At 54.2% G+C, this 18,280-nt stretch carries 17 protein-coding genes; 6 read left to right on the forward strand and 11 right to left on the reverse strand.

Annotated features, from left to right (window positions below):
- Positions 1-4 precede the first annotated feature (4 nt).
- From dam to pilM, 9 genes are all read right to left on the reverse strand, one after another.
- Entirely contained in the window at positions 5-817 is an 813-nt protein-coding gene (dam, locus tag ACQE3Y_RS07245; protein WP_250651528.1) for an adenine-specific DNA-methyltransferase, read from the reverse strand.
- A 176-nt stretch (positions 818-993) separates the two neighbouring features.
- Positions 994-1,977, reverse strand: a complete 984-nt coding sequence (locus ACQE3Y_RS07250) for an SPOR domain-containing protein (RefSeq protein WP_426981223.1) — start codon at positions 1,975-1,977, stop codon at positions 994-996.
- 59 nt (positions 1,978-2,036) lie between these two features.
- Complete coding sequence (aroB, locus tag ACQE3Y_RS07255) at positions 2,037-3,125, reverse strand: 3-dehydroquinate synthase (protein WP_426981225.1); 1,089 nt, start codon at positions 3,123-3,125, stop codon at positions 2,037-2,039.
- Positions 3,126-3,165: 40 nt separating this feature from the next.
- Positions 3,166-3,687, reverse strand: a complete 522-nt coding sequence (aroK, locus tag ACQE3Y_RS07260) for a shikimate kinase AroK (protein ID WP_085068555.1) — start codon at positions 3,685-3,687, stop codon at positions 3,166-3,168.
- A gap of 359 nt (positions 3,688-4,046) precedes the next feature.
- Entirely contained in the window at positions 4,047-5,270 is a 1,224-nt protein-coding gene (gene hofQ / locus ACQE3Y_RS07265) for a DNA uptake porin HofQ (protein WP_426974040.1), read from the reverse strand.
- Positions 5,215-5,595, reverse strand: a complete 381-nt coding sequence (locus ACQE3Y_RS07270) for a HofP DNA utilization family protein (RefSeq protein WP_426981227.1) — start codon at positions 5,593-5,595, stop codon at positions 5,215-5,217. Before ACQE3Y_RS07270 ends, hofQ begins: the two co-directional genes overlap by 56 nt.
- Positions 5,576-6,085 (reverse strand): hypothetical protein, encoded by a 510-nt coding sequence (locus ACQE3Y_RS07275; protein WP_426981229.1) that lies wholly within the window; start codon positions 6,083-6,085, stop codon positions 5,576-5,578. Before ACQE3Y_RS07275 ends, ACQE3Y_RS07270 begins: the two co-directional genes overlap by 20 nt.
- Positions 6,075-6,623, reverse strand: coding sequence for a PilN domain-containing protein (locus tag ACQE3Y_RS07280; protein ID WP_426981230.1), 549 nt, complete (start codon positions 6,621-6,623; stop codon positions 6,075-6,077). The genes ACQE3Y_RS07275 and ACQE3Y_RS07280 overlap by 11 nt, the downstream gene beginning before the upstream one ends.
- Positions 6,623-7,447 carry a pilus assembly protein PilM gene (gene pilM / locus ACQE3Y_RS07285; protein ID WP_426981231.1) on the reverse strand — a complete coding sequence of 275 codons (825 nt, stop codon included), beginning with the start codon at positions 7,445-7,447 and terminating at the stop codon, positions 6,623-6,625. Before pilM ends, ACQE3Y_RS07280 begins: the two co-directional genes overlap by 1 nt.
- Positions 7,448-7,568: 121 nt before the next feature.
- Between pilM and mrcA the strand changes: the two genes are divergently transcribed.
- Entirely contained in the window at positions 7,569-10,118 is a 2,550-nt protein-coding gene (gene mrcA, locus ACQE3Y_RS07290) for a peptidoglycan glycosyltransferase/peptidoglycan DD-transpeptidase MrcA (RefSeq protein WP_426974035.1), read from the forward strand.
- 53 nt (positions 10,119-10,171) lie between these two features.
- Here mrcA and nudE read toward each other — a convergent pair whose 3' ends face one another.
- Complete coding sequence (gene nudE / locus ACQE3Y_RS07295; protein ID WP_426981233.1) at positions 10,172-10,738, reverse strand: ADP compounds hydrolase NudE; 567 nt, start codon at positions 10,736-10,738, stop codon at positions 10,172-10,174.
- A 407-nt stretch (positions 10,739-11,145) separates the two neighbouring features.
- Here nudE and ACQE3Y_RS07300 point away from each other — a divergent pair, with 407 nt between their 5' ends.
- The 4 genes from ACQE3Y_RS07300 to hslO are packed head-to-tail and all read left to right on the forward strand — an operon-like array spanning position 11,146 to position 15,335.
- Positions 11,146-13,284 (forward strand): intracellular growth attenuator family protein, encoded by a 2,139-nt coding sequence (locus ACQE3Y_RS07300; RefSeq protein ID WP_426981235.1) that lies wholly within the window; start codon positions 11,146-11,148, stop codon positions 13,282-13,284.
- A 47-nt stretch (positions 13,285-13,331) separates the two neighbouring features.
- Positions 13,332-14,003 (forward strand): GMP/IMP nucleotidase, encoded by a 672-nt coding sequence (gene yrfG, locus ACQE3Y_RS07305; RefSeq protein ID WP_426974032.1) that lies wholly within the window; start codon positions 13,332-13,334, stop codon positions 14,001-14,003.
- 25 nt (positions 14,004-14,028) lie between these two features.
- Complete coding sequence (gene hslR / locus ACQE3Y_RS07310) at positions 14,029-14,430, forward strand: ribosome-associated heat shock protein Hsp15 (protein ID WP_250651519.1); 402 nt, start codon at positions 14,029-14,031, stop codon at positions 14,428-14,430.
- A gap of 26 nt (positions 14,431-14,456) precedes the next feature.
- Positions 14,457-15,335, forward strand: coding sequence for an Hsp33 family molecular chaperone HslO (hslO, locus tag ACQE3Y_RS07315; protein ID WP_426981237.1), 879 nt, complete (start codon positions 14,457-14,459; stop codon positions 15,333-15,335).
- Positions 15,336-15,987: 652 nt separating this feature from the next.
- Here the strand turns inward: hslO and ACQE3Y_RS07320 are convergent.
- Positions 15,988-16,209, reverse strand: coding sequence for a hypothetical protein (locus ACQE3Y_RS07320; protein WP_250651517.1), 222 nt, complete (start codon positions 16,207-16,209; stop codon positions 15,988-15,990).
- 426 nt (positions 16,210-16,635) lie between these two features.
- Here ACQE3Y_RS07320 and pckA point away from each other — a divergent pair, with 426 nt between their 5' ends.
- Complete coding sequence (pckA, locus tag ACQE3Y_RS07325) at positions 16,636-18,255, forward strand: phosphoenolpyruvate carboxykinase (ATP) (RefSeq protein WP_426974030.1); 1,620 nt, start codon at positions 16,636-16,638, stop codon at positions 18,253-18,255.
- Positions 18,256-18,280 lie beyond the last annotated feature (25 nt).

Consider the following 18,280-nt stretch of genomic DNA (forward strand, 5'->3'; position numbering starts at 1 on the left):
CTGCCTAGCAAAAAAGGGCCAGTAGCTCGTCCACTTTAGTACGACCGCTAATGCTTCTGCTGATCGAGCGGCGCGCTTTAACCACGTGCAGCACCGCATCCTGATACCACAGCCGGGTCAGCTCGGTATCGTGGTTAGAAATCAGTACTGGAATCGCGCTTTCCTGCGCCAGTTTTACCGCCAGCTCAGCCAGATGTTGCTGCTCGCGCAGGCTAAAGCTGTTGGTATGATAGGCGGTAAAGTTCGCTGTTGTCGAAAGCGGCGCATAAGGCGGATCGCAGTAAACCACCGATCCTGCCTGCGCCTTACTCAGGGTAACATCGTACGATTCACAAACAAAAACCGCTTTTTGCGCGCGTTCGGCAAATCCGTAGAGCTCTTCTTCCGGAAAATAGGGCTTACGGTAACGCCCAAAAGGAACGTTAAATTCACCGCGCAGGTTATAGCGGCACAGACCGTTGTAACCGTGACGATTCAGATAAAGAAACAGCAGCGCCCGGCGATAAGCATCGTCGCTGGCATTAAATTCGCTGCGGTACGCGTAGTAAGCATCCGCCTCATTGTTGCGTGGCGTAAAGAGCTGGCGCGCATCGCTGACAAACTCGACGGTGCGCCCTTTTACAATGTTATACAGGCCGATCAGATCGTTATTGATATCGGCCAGCACATAGCGCGGATAATCGGTGTTAAGGAACACGGAGCCGGCGCCGACAAAAGGCTCGACTAAGCAGTCACCTTGCGGCAAATGGCGGCGGATATCCTCCAGAAGAGGATATTTACCGCCAGCCCATTTCAGGAAAGCGCGATTTTTTTTCATGCCGTCGTTTTGGTTACTTCTGTTCATCTGGCTGTGGCTATAGCGACAGCATATCTGCGCTTATGAATCTGACTTACGACAAAAATGGCAACCAGGTTGCCATTTTAAAGCCGTTGCAACGGCTGTGATAATTCGCTGCCAGAGCACATTATCACAGTAATATGGAGGTGAACGGCTTAGCGTCCCGCCTCTTTTTTCACCTGGCTAACCGGCTTAACCCAGGGCTTTTTCGCCTGGACTTCCGCTGGCAGCGAGGCGACAGCACGCTTAGCATCCGCTGGCGTAGCATAAGAACCACTTACCAGCACATACCACGGCTGTCCGTTGCGTGTGGTCTGATAGACATGGTAGTTGCTCAGGTTCTGTTTCTTCGCCCAGGCATTCAGCGTATCTGAACGCGAGGCGCTGCTCAGCTGTAACGTATAGCTGCCGCCGGGCACGCTTTGTTGCGCAGCAGGTGCCGCATGGCCAGTGGCAGGCTTGCTGCTCTGCTTAGCCGCTGGCTGATGACTCTGTTTAACTGGCGGCTGGCTGGCAACCGGCTTGCGCGTCGGCGCTGGCTTGCTGCCTGGTACGATCGGCGCAACGTGAGCATTGCTGCTATCGACGCCGTTTCCGCTCACTGTGGCGGGCGCAGTCGGCAGCGAACTGGTGCTCATCGCATCCTGGGCTGCAGAATCAACCTGCCCCTGTTGATTGGTCAAGGCATTATTAAGATCGCCCGGCAGCTCTACGCGCTGCTGATTTTGCGGCGTCTCAATCGGCGCGGCTTGCGTTGGCGTAGAAGAGACTGGCGGAACGGAAACCGACTGCGGCGCCTCGTTTGCTGTGCCATTGTCTAATGCAGCCTCATTACTGCCAGCCGCGCTACCGTTCTGACCGCTCATGGCTGATGAGCCGGAAAGGTCGATATTCTTTTCATTGCCGCCGGAGGTGGCTGCGCCGTTCTCCGCCGGAGCGGATGGTTTTTTAGAATCAGGCCCGTTTAAAGCTGAACCAATGCCAATTACCAGCAGCAAAAGGACCAGCACACCGATGCCCATCATCATACGCTGGCGCGATACCGGCGTTTTAGGTGCAGAAGACGTTTTGCGAGGCCGTGTCGGACGGCGATCGCTGGTATCAGGTTTTAACTCGTCTTCCGGTTTAAACTCATCCATTCAACCTCCCCGTCTTACGGCAAACGCCGCCAACATCCCGTTTGCGGCAGACATCACTATCAGGCCTTACGGCAATCATCAATTGCGGCAAGCACAATATCATGCGACACGCCGCTACGCACCTCGGCTTTGCCTATCGCCAGCGGCAAAACCAGACGCAGCTCTCCCGCCAGCACTTTTTTATCCCGCATCATATGCGGCAAATAGTCCTGCGCGGTCATTTCCTGCGGCCCTGTTACCGGCAGGCCGGCACGGACAAGCAACGCGATAATACGGTCAGTATCGGCAGAGCTGAACTGCCCCAGCCTTTCAGCAGTACGTGCAGCCATCACCATCCCGGCGGCTACGGCCTCGCCGTGTAGCCAGTTACCGTAGCCCATCTGCGCTTCAATCGCATGGCCATAGGTATGGCCCAGATTTAACAGCGCCCGTAGTCCGGTTTCGCGTTCATCAGCGGCAACAACCTCCGCTTTCAGCTCGCAGCAGCGGCGAATACAAAAGGCCAGCGCCTCCCCATCCAGCGCCATCAGCGCATCCAGGTTCTGCTCAAGCCAGTTAAAAAAGTTGCCGTCAAGGATAATGCCATATTTGATCACTTCAGCCATGCCGGATGCCAGCTCGCGAGGCGGCAGGCTACGCAGGCAGTCGAGATCGATAACCACTGAAGCAGGCTGATAGAACGCGCCTATCATATTTTTGCCCAGCGGATGATTGACGGCGGTTTTACCGCCAACGGAAGAGTCCACCTGCGATAACAGCGTGGTTGGCACCTGAATAAAGCGTACGCCGCGCTGATAGCTGGCGGCGGCGAAACCGGTCAGATCGCCAATCACACCGCCGCCCAGCGCGACCAGTGTGGTATCACGCCCGTGGGGCTTTTGCAGCAGAGCGGTAAAGACCTGATCCATTACCGCCAGGGTTTTATACTGTTCGCCATCGGGAAGGATAACCTGATCCACCTTAACGCCCGCCACCTCCAGCCGCTGTCGCAGCGGCGCGAGGTAAAGCGGAGCCAGCGTCTCATTGGTTACCAACATAGCCTGGTCACCTGCTTTCAGCGGCCAAAAGGCAGCCGCATAATTGAACAGACCGGCAGCGATGGTGATCGGGTAGCTGCGCTCCCCAAGGGTAACGGTGATCCTCTCCATGACGCTGTATAACCTTTTCGCTATGCCCTAAGGCGTTGGATTAATTCTTTTCCAGTAAATTAATGATTTGATTAGCGACGACTTTCGCACTTTGATCATCAGTGCGGATGGTAACATCAGCGATCTCTTCATACAGGGGATTGCGTTCATCCGCCAGCGCTTCCAGCACTTCACGTGGCGGTGCATCGACCTGTAATAAAGGACGCTTTTTATCGCGCTGCGTACGCGCCAGTTGCTTCTCAATAGTGGTTTCAAGATAGACCACAACGCCACGGGCGGAGAGACGATTACGGGTTTCGCGGGATTTTACAGAGCCACCGCCGGTAGCCAGCACGATGCCCTGTTTTTCTGTGAGTTCATTAATGATTTTCTCTTCACGTTCGCGAAAACCTGCTTCGCCTTCAACGTCAAAAACCCAGCCCACATCCGCTCCGGTACGTCGCTCAATTTCCTGATCGGAATCATAAAATTCCATATTGAGTTGCTGAGCTAACTGACGACCAATAGTGCTTTTGCCGGCACCCATAGGCCCAACCAGAAAGATATTGCGTTTCTCTGCCATTTTTTCGGTATTACTAAGACAATGCGTTGATGATACCCCGTCTGCAACGGCCGAGCCGCTGGCGGGACATGAACTGAAACCTCATGAGCGATAGTGCGAGAGTCAGATGAAAAATTATCTCAACACTCAAGGTCGTTTGGCAACCGAATAAATTGCCCGGCTCAGAACGCGCAGTCTGCGCGTCACACAGTTCGCTAAGAGTCAAAACCGCCGCCCTTCAGGCAGCGTCCTGTCACGGTATCCTGGCAACAAACCATAAGTCTGTGCTGCCATAAGTCAAAATCGCTAAACCTTGTAAGCTAATTCCGCTCCTGCGTCAAACGCATATGATACCCGGTCGGGAAAAAAAACGCTGCTGGTTACTCTTCATGCACCAGGCGCGGGGTGATAAAAATTACCAGCTCCCGGCGCTTGTCATTCTGAACTTCATGACGAAAAAGCGCACCCAGCAACGGTATATCGCCCAGGAAAGGGACTTTATCACGATTACGCGCTGATTCCTGTTGAAATATGCCGCCCAGCGTTAACGTCTGACCATCTTTCAGCGTAACCTCAGTGCTAATTTCTTGCTTATTAATAGTCAGAATTTCTCTTTCGCCGTTGTTAATGTTGCGTCCGGGCACGTTTTGACTGATGTGCAACGCCAGACGAATACGCCCGTTGGGCTGCACCGTCGGCGTCACCTCCATCCCTAACACCGCCTCTTTAAATTCGATGCTGGTTGCGCCGTCGCTGCCGCTGGAAACTTCATAGGGTATTTCAGCGCCCTGCTTGATGCTGGCCGGTTGCTGATGTGAGGTAATGAGATGCGGACTGGCAATAATATCAATTTGGTTCTCCTGCTCCAGCGCGCTAAGCTCCAAATCAAGCAGCCGCCCATCTACCCGCGCCAGCGTTAAGCCAGCCGCCAGCGAGGGCGAAGCAGCGGCAAGGCCGATATTGATTGCAGGGTTACGCAACGCCTGGGTGATCACCTCTTCGCCAGAGAGTTGCCAGCTGACGCCCAGCTCATGCAAATGCTCTGCGCTGATGCTAACGATATGGGCTGTCAGCTCAACCTGCTCCCGCGCCACATCCAGCGCCTGAACCCAGGTCTCAACATTTTTTAACGCCGCTGGCGTATCACGTAACAGCAGCATATTCGCACGCGCATCAAGGGTGATGCTGCCGCGAGGCGTCATTAATTTGCCGCGCTCGGCCTGCAGGCTGGCGCTGACGGCTGCGACATCCGCATGCTGCAAGGCTAATGCCAGATCCTGTAAAGGCTGCTGCTGCACTTTTTCCTGTGCTTCTTTCTGCTCCCAGCCCTGCGGGAAAACCAGCAGCACCGAATCTTCCCGCGTAATGTCCAGCCTGGCCATACGCGCCACCAGCGATAACGCCTGCCGCCAGGGGACATCCTGCAGGCGCAGCGTAATGTTTCCCTCCACGCCTGGCGCAACCAACAGATTAAACTGCTGATAATCCGCCAAAGCCTGTAAAACTTGCTCAACCGGCGCATCCTGAAAGGCCAGTGAAAGCGGCTCGTCACTGGCCTGTACCACGGTGCTTAGCAGCAGCAGCGCGACTCCGATCCTTGTCATGATATTTCCCTGTAATGTGCAACGTGACCTGCTGCGGCACGCAACTGTGCGGCGTGCTGAGCGTTAAACGAAATGGGGTAAAGGCATCAATCTGCCATGCCATGAAAGGCGAAGGCTGGTCGCTGGCAATTGCCACCCGCTCGCCCTGCGTTGAACGCAGCCATCCCCGATAACGGTTTCCCTTCCCTACCATGCCCTGGAGCTGCCAGCGATCTAATGACATCACTGACAAAGCACAGGGAGCCTGTAACTGAGCAAAGGGATCGCGCGCTATAGCTGGCGGCAGACAGGCGAAAAACAGCCCGCTAATCAAGAGGTGTTTCATTATCAAACGCCAGATGGAAGGTGGCGTGCAGGCGATCGGCCTTACGCTGTACGATAAAAGAGGTCAGGATGGGAGCTGGTTCACAGCTCACCAGATAAGCAAACAGCCGCTTTAGCTGAGACCAGTCCAGCCAAAGCTCAAGCTGGCTGGTTTGCCGATCAGGATGCCAGTTCGCCAGTTCGCCGCCGCTGTGTTTTAGCAGGGTATAGAGGGAAAAGGGCTGCCCCTGGCGAACAATCTCTGCCAGCAGCTGCTGGTTTCGCATCTCTATCTTCTGCAGCGCAGGCTGTTGCCACAGCGGCGTCAGCAGCCGTTGATAGTGCAGCTGCTGTTGCTGCGTTTTATCCTGCAAACGCAGCTGCCCGGCGCGCGCTGGTGCTATCCACAAATAAACAGCCAACAGCACTACGCTGGTCAACAGACCCATCAGACTCAACCAACGCCATTTCGCCGGCATCAGCAGCCAGCGCAGCACAATGTCATGGTTCATGACTATCGTCCTCCGCTTTTCCCGTGGTTAGCGTAAAACCATATGACCCCTCAGCACTCTTCTTTAACGCTCCCGGCAGCCAGATCTGAAAAAAGCGCGATTTCCTGAGCCGATGATGTAACAGCTGCGTTGCCTCTGGCCGCAGGCTTAACCCATCCAGCCGTAATGTTCCCTGCTGATGGGTTAATGAAGAAAGCCAGGCGTCATCCGGTATATCGCTCTCTAGCTGCAGCATAAAGGCCTGCCACTCTGCCAGCCGTTGCTGCTTCCGCTTACTCAGCTCCGCCTGATTACGCAATGCCTGCTGCTGTTTTTGCGCTTCGCTATAGCGCTGATCAAGCTGCTGTGCCTGCCGTGCCGCCTGCTGCCACAGCGTTAACTGGGCTTGCCACCGCTGCGTATGCTCTGCCAGCCCTCGCCACCAGCACAGCAGCGCAACATGAACCAATACCAACAACGCTCCACTTAACCCCAGCCAGCGCCTTAGCTGGCGTTTTCTGACTTTCTGACGCCAGTTCAGCAGGTTAACCGCAATCATCAGCTCTCCTCCGGGCGCAGCGCTAACCCCAGCGCCAGCGTGAACATTCCGCCATTAGCGGGCAGCGGCTGCTGCATAAACTGCAGCAGGCTTAGCGGCTGAAGAGGCTGCATCCCTGTCAGCAGTTCGCCGGAGATGTTCGCGCTGAACCAGAGGTCATGCGCGTCGGGCAGGTGCTGTCGGAGTTGCTCGCTATCGGTTGATAACAGGCCGGGCACCCAGCCAGAGGCTGTTTCCCGCTCTCCCGGCAGATACCATAACCAGTGGTCGCTGAGCTGATGAATCAGCGCCGCCTCATCAGAGAGCTGCATGGCTTTGCCGACCTGCGCCAGCGCTCCACAGGTGAGTTCGACGACATCAGGGATCAGCCCGGCCAGAGCCAGCGTAGACAGCCATTGCTGCAGCACGCTCTGACGCGCGGCGGTCAGATAAAGACGCGACTGCGGCTGAACGGCGACCCGATAATCCAGCGCCAGTTCATTGACGGAAAGCGGAAAGAGCCGTTCGGCCGCCGCCGCGGCATAGCGCCCCAGCTCAGGTTCGCGTAGTTGCAGTGAGGGGGCCGCCAGAGCGCGCTGCATGACCGCCTGCGGCGGAAAGCCGACGCGTAATGAGAGGCTACGGGGAAGCTGTTTACGCCAGCGGCGCAAAACGGCAAGCAGCGTCGGCGAGCATTGCAGCGCGCCATAAGATAACGTATCGTGCGGCAGCGCATGTTGCCACCAGTGACGCAGCTGCCAACCGTTACGGCGACGTTGAATACCTAAAGCACAGAGCTGACCATTCTGAATATCCAGCCCTACTTGCCATTTCTGAAAAGCCATGTTCGCGCGATCTCCATATCCACGTAAAAATAAAAGGACGTATCAAAGCGTCTGGCTTGCATTTATACTACCGCGCGATTGTTTATAAACTGCCCAAACGACATTAAATGGGAAATCTCAGGTGAAGTTCGTAAAGTATTTATTGATTCTTGCAGTGTGTTGCATTTTGCTGGGCGTCGGCTCGGTTTACGGGTTGTACAAATACATTGAACCGCAGCTACCGGATGTGAACACGCTGAAGGATATTCGTCTGCAGACGCCAATGCAGGTCTACAGCGCCGACGGCGAGCTGATCGCGCAGTATGGCGAAAAGCGCCGTATTCCTCTGACGCTGTCGCAGATGCCGCCTGAGCTGGTGAAAGCCTTTATCGCCACCGAAGATAGCCGCTTCTATGAACATCACGGCGTTGATCCGATCGGCATCTTCCGTGCCGCCAGCGTGGCGCTGATTTCAGGTCACGCTTCTCAGGGGGCGAGTACTATCACTCAGCAGCTGGCGCGAAACTTCTTCCTCAGCCCTGAGCGCACGCTGATGCGTAAAATCAAGGAAGCGTTTCTGGCTATTCGCATCGAGCAACTGCTCAGTAAAGATGAAATCCTTGAGCTTTATTTAAATAAAATTTATCTGGGCTACCGCGCATACGGCGTTGGCGCTGCCGCTCAGGTCTATTTCGGCAAAAGCATCGATCAGCTAACGCTGAGCGAAATGGCGATGATCGCCGGGCTGCCGAAAGCGCCTTCCACGTTTAACCCGCTCTATTCTCCTGCGCGTGCTCAGGCGCGCCGTAACGTCGTGCTGTCCCGCATGCTGGATCAGAACTACATTACGCAGCAGCAGTATATTGAAGCGCGTAGCGAGCCGCTTGAAGCCAGCTATCACGTGCCGGAAATCGCTTTCTCCGCCCCTTATCTGACGGAGATGGTGCGCCAGGAGATGCTGAAGCGCTACGGCGAGAACGCTTATAGCGATGGTTTTAAGGTTTACACCACCGTGACCCGTAAGCTGCAGCTGGCGGCACAGGAAGCGGTGCGCAATAACGTGCTGGATTACGATATGCGTCACGGCTATCGTGGCCCGGCTAATGTTTTGTGGCGCGTGGGTGAGTTAGCCTGGGATCATACGCGCATTCTGAAAACCCTGAAGGCGCTGCCGGTTTACGGCCCGCTGTGGCCCGCCGTGGTGACCACCGCCAACAGCAATGAAGCCACGGCGCTGATGCGTGACGGCAGCAGCGTTTCGCTGACGATGGAAGGCGTACGCTGGGCGCGTCCTTATAAGTCCGATACGTTGCAGGGCCCGACGCCGCGCAGCGTGACGCAAGTGCTGCAGCCAGGCCAGCAGATCTGGGTACGCAAAGTTGAAAACAGCTGGTGGCTGGCGCAGGTGCCAGACGTTAACTCTTCGCTGATCTCTCTCGACCCGCACGATGGCGCCGTTCGTGCGCTGGTTGGCGGTTTTGATTTCAACCAGAGCAAATTTAACCGCGTAACGCAGTCGCTGCGGCAGGTCGGTTCGAATATCAAGCCTTTCCTCTACACCGCCGCCATGGATCGCGGCCTGACGCTGGCTTCGATTCTTAACGATGTGCCGATTTCGCGCTGGGACGCGGGAGCGGGCTCTGACTGGCGGCCAAAAAACTCACCGGCGACCTATGATGGCCCGATCCGCCTGCGTCAGGGACTGGGACAGTCGAAAAACGTCGTCATGGTTCGTGCGATGCGAGCGATGGGCGTCGATTATGCTGCAGAGTATCTGCAACGTTTCGGTTTCCCGGCGCAGAATATCGTGCACACCGAATCGCTGGCGCTGGGCGCGGCCTCTTTTACGCCGCTGCAAATGGCGCGCGGCTATGCGGTTATGGCAAACGGCGGCTTCCTGGTTGACCCTTATTTCATTAAGAAGATTGAAAATGAAAATGGCGAAACGCTGTTTGAAAACCAGCCGCGCATCGCCTGCCCGGAATGTAATCTGCCGGTGATTTACGGTGAGACGAAAAAATCGGTGGCGCTGGGTGAAGAAAGCGTAGAAAACGTGGCGATCTCTCAGGAAAACCACAATCCAGGCGTGCCGCAGCCAGTGCTGCAAAAGGTAGGGGCCGATAAGCCCGAAGTCACCCAGCAGTATGCGCCGCATGTGATTAATACGCCGCTCTCCTTTTTGATTAAAAGCGCGCTGAACTCGAATATCTTTGGCGAACCGGGCTGGATGGGCACCGGCTGGCGTGCCGGCCGCGATCTGAAGCGGAAAGACATTGGCGGCAAAACCGGTACAACCAACAGTTCGAAAGATGCCTGGTTCTCTGGTTATGGTCCTGGCGTAGTGACCACTGTCTGGATTGGCTTTGACGATCATCGCCGCGACCTGGGCCGTTCGAGCGCGTCCGGCGCGATTGACGATCAGATTTCAGGTTACGAAGGCGGTGCCAAGAGTGCTCAGCCCGCGTGGGATAACTTTATGAAGGCCGCGCTGGATGGCGTGCCGGAGCAGCCGCTAACGCCTCCGCCGGGCATAGTGACTGTCACTATCGATCGCACTACCGGCAAGCTGGCTAACGGCGGCGGCAATACGCGTCAGGAGTACTTTATTGAAGGGACACAGCCCACCGAGTATTCCGTACAAGACGTGGGAACCACGCTGATGGATAACGGCGAAACGCAAGAACTCTTTTAACAGCAAAAGGGGCGATTTTCGCCCCTTTTACTTTTCCGCTACGATCGCCCCGATCAGTAATCAATTCGCTGCTGCTTAGCCAGCCACTCCCGCACCAGGAACAGCGCGCTAACATTGCGAGCCTCGTTAAAATCAGGTTCTTCTAACAGCGACATCATGTTTTCCAGCGGCCAGCGGATCACCGGCAGCGGTTCCGGCTCATCCCCTTCCAGCTTTTCAGGATAGAGCCCTTCCGCCACCACAATATTCATTTTGCTGGAAAAGTAAGAGGGAGCCATAGTGAGCTTGCTAAGCGCTTCCATCTGCTGCGCGCCAAAGCCCGCTTCTTCTTTGAGCTCGCGATTAGCCGCCTCGAATACCGTTTCGCCAGCATCGATCAATCCTTTTGGAAAGCCCAACTCATAGGTTTCCAGCCCGACCACATACTCCTGAATCAGCAACAGATGATTATCGATGATTGGCACGATCATCACCGCTTCGCGCTCTGAAGGACGCATACGTTCATAAACGCGCTGCGCGCCGTTACTGAACACCAGATCTACCGATTCAATGGTAAACAGGCGAGAGTGGGCCACAGGCTCAACGTTTAAAATTTTAGGTTTCTCTAATTTTCTTGGCATGGGGGCCCCAGATAAAGCGCGGTTGATCATCGCCTGCCCGTCGTTGTCCTGAACAAAAAGCGGCAAAGAGACATTGTGCGACAGGCCTTACGGGAATCCAATCATCAGATGATTTAATTTACTTTTTTATAACAATCGTTTGCAATATTGGGGAAAAAACTTTATGACAAAGTCAATAAGTGACAAGGAAATAGGATAATGCCGATATTCACCTCGACACTCGCCAGCTAATATTCCGGCAAGGAATTCTGTATAGTAGTTCTAATTTTATGATTTTGTGCGCTATTTTAGTTATCAGGTTGGTTGCCACCACTGCCCAATCCCGCCAAAATTAGTGAACTCCCTATAACTTAGCCCGGAGCGAGCAATCACAGTGACGGCAGCAGTTTGGCTGGAATGAGCATAGCATGAGCACAATTATCATTATTCTGGGTGTAATGCTTACCTGCTCAATTATTGCAGGTATCTGTTTTTGGTACGCTATGCGGCATCGTCCGCCGTTGGCGAAACCGCTGCCGTTTATTAATCCGCCCCATCGTCTTCTGACGGGTGAAGAGCGCGATGCCGTAGAGCGCTATCTCGATCTGCTGGCAAAAAAGCAGCGTGTTATTCAGCCGGGCGGCGCCAGCGCCGCGCCGGAGATGCTGACGCTTAGCTCGCAGAGCAACAAAGTTTATCCTGTTACCCGCGCCATCACCCGCTATGGGCTTTCTACCGACGATCCGCAGAAATGGCGTTACTATCTTGACGCGCTTGAGGTGCATCTTCCTCCGCTGTGGGAACAGTATATCGCCGAAGAAAACTTCGTGGAGTTAATCAAAACCCACTCTATTCCGCTGGTAATCTCCCTTAACGGTCACTCGCTGGTGAACTATGCCGGTGAGCAGAGCATGCTGCCAACGGCGGTGCATCCCAGCGCCACTAACGCCTCGATCCGGCAAGAGCAGAGCGAAAACGTTGAGTTGCTTCAGGTACGTAAAGAGACGCCGGAAGAGCATTGCCTGTCTCGCAGCGACGGCACCCGCGAAGCGGCGGTGATCTGCTGCGGTCTGCTGCTGTTTTTTATTAGCCTGTTAACTCCGTTGCTTCTTATGCCGTGGCTGGTCAGCGCCAGCGTGGTGATGATTCTGGTTAGTCTGTGGTTTATGTATCGTCGGCCCAGCGAAAAGGATTTGCGTGAAATTCATTGCCTGCGCGGCGCGCCGAAACGCTGGGGGCTGTTTAGCGAATCCAATCAGGGGCAGGTCAACAACATCTCGCTTGGGATTATCGATCTGGTTTATCCGCCGCACTGGCAGCCTTATGTTACTCACGATCTTGGCCAGACCACCGAGGTGGATATCTATCTGAACCGTCAGGTGGTGCGCCAGGGGCGTTTTCTGTCGCTACAGGATGAGGTGCGCAACTTCCCTATCCAGCGCTGGAAGAAGAATATGGTGCTGGCCTGCGGCTCTCTGTTGGTGCTGGCCTTGCTGATTAGCTGGGTGCCTCTGGCGATGCCGCTAAAGCTCAGCATGGCGTGGCTGACCGGCTCTGAACGCATTGAAGTTAACTCGGTGGCCGCGCTGGAGCAGGCAACGCTGCATGTGGGCGACAGCCTGAAAGTCAGCGGCACCGGGATGTGTTCCGTGCCTGCCAGCTATCAAAGCAACCGCAGTTACGCTTTTATGCCGTTCGACTGTTCAGCCATTTACTGGAATATGGCGACGCCCCTGCCGCTGCCGCAGTCGGAAATCATTGATAAAGCGTCTGCACTGTTGAATTTGACCAATCAGCAGCTGCATCCGCAAAATAATATCGATAGCAAGCTTAACCCGCAGCTTGCTACGGCGATTCAAAAATCAGGCATGATCCTGTTGGATGATTTTTCTGATCTGGTGCTGAAAACCCAGGAGTTATGCAGCCAGCAGCAGGACTGCGTACGACTGAAAAACGCCCTGGTTAACCTCGGCAACGCAAAGGACTGGGATACGCTGGTCAGCCGCGCCGCCACAGGTTCGTTAGATGGCATGAACGTGCTGTTGCGTCCGGTCAGCGCCGAGGCGCTGGAAAATCTGGTGAATACCGCGACCTCAACCTTTTTTTATCGTGAAACCCATCGCGCCGCCGAGGCGCTCAATAGTCCTCCGCCTGGCGGATTCCTGATTGTCAGCGATGAGGGACGTCAGTTGGTTAGCCATCCTCAACCCACCGTTTCGCTGTTTGACTTCAATGCGCCGGATCAGTGGGACGAACTCCAGCGCCTGGCGGGCATGCTGCTGCATACGCCTTTCAGCGCCGCCGGGATCATCACCAGTATCCATACGGATGCCAACGGCACCCAACATATCGCTCTGCACAGCGAGCCGGATATGCTGACGCTGTGGCGCTATCTGTGCACTTCGCTGCTGCTGGTTATTCTCAGCCTGAGCGTAGTGGTTAACGGTCTGCTGGCGCTGAATCGCATCCACCGCAACCGCAAACGCATCGTGGAAATTCAGCAATATTACGATAAGTGCTTTAACCATACGCTGTCGCCGATGCCGGATATGCGTCCGCTGTTCTGAGCCACTTTCAACTGTGCTACCCTGTCGCCTTTCTTTTGGAGGGTGGCATGGCAATCAACATTAACTGGCGCGATATTGATACCGTGCTGCTGGATATGGACGGTACGCTGCTCGATCTGGCGTTTGACAGCTATTTCTGGCTGACGCTGGTGCCTGAGAGCATCAGTCAACAGCGCGGCATCTCGCTGGAGAAAGCCAGCCAGTTAATCATGGCGAAGTATCAGGCGGTTCAGCATACGCTAAACTGGTATTGTCTGGATTACTGGAGCCGTGAACTGGATCTGGATATCCGTACCATGACCTGGGAAATGCGCAGCCGGGCGCGTTTACGCGATGATACCCTTCCCTTGTTGCAGGCGTTACGCGCCAGCGGCAAGCGCACCATCCTGCTTACCAACGCGCACCCCTGGAATCTGGAAGTAAAGCTAAAGCAAACTGGCCTTGGGCAGCACCTTGATTTATTACTTTCGACCCATACATTTGGCTTTCCGAAAGAAGATCAGCGCCTGTGGCAGGCCGTGCAGCAGCATACCGGTTTTGAAAACCAGCGAACGCTGTTTATTGATGACAGCGAGCCGGTGTTGGATGCGGCAAAGCGCTGGGGAATAGCCTGGTGTCTTGGTGTCAGCAACCCCGACTCCGGTATGCCGACCAAAACCTTCGCCCACCATCAGAGCGTGAGCGATTACCGAACGCTTCTCGGCGCGCTGGCGCGTTAAGCGCGGTAAACCGACGGGAGCAGTGATGAAAGAGAAAACCGCAGAAGGCGTCCGACTCGACAAGTGGCTGTGGGCCGCGCGCTTTTATAAAACCCGCGCGCTGGCGCGTGAAATGATCGAAGGCGGAAAGGTTCACTATAATGGCCAGCGCAGCAAACCCAGCAAACTGGTTGAGCTGAATGCCGAAGTGAAATTACGTCAGGGCAATGATGAGCGCACGGTGGTCATCTGTGCCGTTACCGATCAGCGTCGCCCCGCCGCTGAAGCACAGCTGCTGTACAGCGAAACGGCAGAAAGCGTGGAAAAGCGCGAAAAGGTGGCGCAGGCGCGCAAGCTGAACGCGCTGACTATGCCGCATCCGGATCGACGGCCTGATAAAAAAGAGCGCCGCGACCTGATGAAATTCAAATTTTCTGGCGACGAATAACGCGCCGCCAATACGAGAGAAAAACTATGGCTCATCAAGACCAAATGCATCGTTACCTGTTCGAAAACCACGCGGTCCGTGGCGAACTGGTTAATCTGTCCGCGACATGGCGCGAAATTGTCGCCGGCCACGATTACCCACAGCCGGTACAACAGCTGCTGGGCGAACTGCTGGTGGCAACCAGTCTGCTTACCGCCACGCTGAAGTTTGAAGGCGATATCACCGTGCAGCTCCAGGGCGACGGTACGTTAACGCTGGCGGTGATTAACGGTAATAACCGTCAGGAAATGCGCGGCGTTGCGCGCGTTCAGGGTGAGATCGCCCCTGGCAGCTCGCTGAAAGAGATGGTGGGCAACGGCTATCTGGTGATCACCATTTCGCCGGAAAAAGGCGAACGCTATCAGGGCGTCGTTGGGCTGGAAGGCGATACGCTGGCAGCCTGCCTGGAAGATTACTTTATGCGTTCTGAGCAGCTGCCGACGCGTCTGTTTATCCGTACCGGCGAGCATGAAGGCCAGGCGGGCGCTGCGGGTATTCTGCTGCAGGTGTTGCCGGCGCAGGATACCGATAAAGAAGATTTCAACCATCTGGCCACGCTGACGGAAACCATCAAAACCGAAGAGCTGATCGGCCTGCCGGCGAATGAGGTGCTGTGGCGTCTCTATAACCAGGAAGAGGTGACCATCTATGAACCACAGAATGTCAGCTTCAAATGTACCTGCTCGCGCGAGCGCTGCGGTGAAGTGCTGAAAACGCTGCCTCAGGAAGAAGTGGATCAAATCCTGCAGGAAGATGGTCAAATCGATATGCACTGTGACTATTGCGGCAGCCACTACATTTACGATGCGGTAGATATTGCGGCGATTCGTAATGATTCCGGTAGCGGCAGCGCCCAGATTCATTAAGATATCCGGCAAATTTATAAAGGCGACGCAGGTCGCCTTTATTTTGTGCTAAAGTCCATTCTTCACCTTCCCTTCTTATTGACTCGCCTTACTGATTAACCCCACTGCGCCAGGTAGACGTTGATGAAAAACTACTAGCGGCGGCGCATATAGGGAGGATCAATCTTTCTTTTACGGTTCAGTCTCCAGTGCAGAATAAAGGCGGCGATTGCCAATGCAGTGAGGAATACAATAACTATTAATTTAATCATTATAATCTGTTGCTTTAAGAGTTTATTGAAAGGTTTTAAATAGCATTTAAACGCCTGAGTTGGAATTAACCTTTGTTTAATTACGACTAAAAATTATGACATCACTCTGGTGTTTATTCACCAGCTCACTTTCTGGCAAAAGGGAGAAGGTGCGGCAACGCATGCTGAAGCCTTCTGTCTGAGAATATTTTTGTTGTTAACAGTAAACGTTAGCCTTCCCACTTAGTGCCAGTTTTATCGCCGAGCAAATCGATGTTGGCCTGAAAGAAGGTTACCGCATGAAATTTAGTCTGATTAATTTGTAGAGCAGCAAAAACTTAAGGATGCTTATCCCAACGATTTTGAGGATTAAGGCTTATGGTGGAGAGCAGAAACAGCATCAATAGTCCCTGCCAAATAGATCACCAATCCTCGGGGCTTTCATCATAGATTTTACGCACAGCAAATTTAAAGATGTAGTAACCCATAACAAGCCCCAGCAGGGAAAAGACAGAAAGCAAATATCGGTAATCGCTGTATGAGAAAAACAGAAACCAACCCGCATAAAGCAGGGACAAACCACATATGCCTATGCCTATGCCCTGCACTAAGCGAGATGAAACAACAAGCAGTAATTTTTTCATATTTTAATTTTCTCAAAAAAATAGCAGCAGGTTTGGTGAAATTTTTAAGCTCATCAGTAAAAGAGGTAGTCTGGCTCGCGTTTTTCATTAACAAACTACAACGGCGCGGCCAGCAGAGTCTTAGCCAGGCGGATCGGTTGGAGATTGCGCTTAACCCAGCGGACAAACGCCACGTTTCGCCAGAAAATTAAAATGATGTTTCATAATCCTTCGGCAATAGTCATAACTTTTCATCAGATTTTGATGAATTTCTATAAAAAAACGTTTCGTCTCTCATTTCTGTCACTCTCTCCTTCCGCTGCTTGTTCACAGTAGTAGACTGCCGCAATTGTAAAGCAGCGTGAATCGCTTCGTGCTGTTTTACGACAAGTGGCAGCAAGTCACCCCAACATTTGTTGCAGTACAAACCGATAAAGGAACAGTAATATGCGCCCTAATGGCCTGACGCCACAGGACCTCGTCGCTTATGGCATCACTGATACGGTTGAAGTCATCCATAATCCCGATTATGAAACTTTATTTAAGGAAGAAACCCTGCCCGGCCTCACCGGTTATGAGCGCGGCACGCTAACGCAGTCCGGGGCGATCGCCGTGGACACCGGCATTTTTACCGGCCGCTCGCCGAAAGATAAATATATTGTGCGTGACGACACGACGCGCGATACCTTGTGGTGGAACGACCAGGGCAAAGGCAAAAATGATAATCAGCCTTTGTCGCAGGAAACCTGGCAAGCGCTAAAGAGTTGTGTAACACAGCAGCTTTCCGGTAAGCGCCTGTTTGTGGTTGACGCCTGGTGCGGTGCCAATCCTGATACCCGCCTGAGCGTGCGCTTTATTACCGAAGTCGCCTGGCAGGCACACTTCGTCAAAAACATGTTTATTCGCCCTGATGAAGCTAGCCTGGCCAGCTTCACGCCTGATTTTATCGTGATGAACGGCGCAAAATGCACCAACCCCAACTGGCAGCAACAGGGCCTGCATTCAGAAAACTTTGTCGCCTTTAATCTCACCGAAAAGATGCAGCTCATCGGCGGCACATGGTACGGCGGCGAGATGAAGAAAGGCCTGTTTGCGGTGATGAATTATCTGCTGCCGCTGAAAGGCGTGGCCTCGATGCACTGCTCGGCTAACGTTGGCGAGCAGGGTGACGTCGCGGTGTTCTTTGGCCTTTCCGGCACCGGGAAAACCACCCTTTCCACCGATCCGAAACGTCAGTTGATTGGCGATGATGAGCATGGCTGGGATGATGACGGCGTGTTTAACTTCGAAGGCGGCTGCTACGCAAAAACCATTAAGCTGTCAGAGCAGGCGGAGCCGGAGATTTATCATGCCATCCGGCGCGATGCGCTGCTGGAAAACGTGGTGGTACGCAGCGATGGGTCTGTCGATTTCGATGACGCCAGCAAAACGGAGAATACGCGCGTCTCCTATCCGATTTACCATATCGATAATATCGTTAAGCCAGTATCAAAAGCGGGTCATGCGAAAAAGGTTATTTTCCTGACTGCCGATGCGTTTGGCGTGCTGCCGCCGGTTTCGCGTCTCTCTTCCGATCAAACTCAGTATCACTTCCTGTCGGGCTTTACCGCCAAGCTGGCGGGCACTGAGCGCGGTATTACCGAGCCGACGCCAACCTTTTCCGCCTGCTTTGGCGCGGCGTTTTTAACGCTGCATCCAACAAAATATGCCGAAGTGCTGGTGAAGCGTATGCAGGATGCGGGCGCGGAAGCCTGGCTGGTCAATACCGGCTGGAACGGCACCGGGAAGCGTATCTCACTGAAGGATACGCGAGCGATCATCAACGCGATTCTTAGTGGCGAGCTGGCACAGACGGAGACGCAGACGCTGCCTGTATTCAATCTACAGATGCCGGTCGCGGTGCCAGGCATCGATCCGCATATTCTCGACCCGCGCAATACCTGGCAAGATCCGGCGCAGTGGGAAAGTCGCGCGCTGGATCTGGCGCAGCGCTTTATCACTAATTTTGAGAAGTATACCGATACGCCTGCGGGCGCCGCGCTGGTGTCAGCCGGACCGCAAATTTAATCCTGTCGCAGTAAAGAAAACCCCC

Origin of the sequence: Pantoea sp. FN0305, assembly GCF_050113845.1 — a bacterium.
GTDB lineage: Bacteria > Pseudomonadota > Gammaproteobacteria > Enterobacterales > Enterobacteriaceae > Mixta > Mixta alhagi.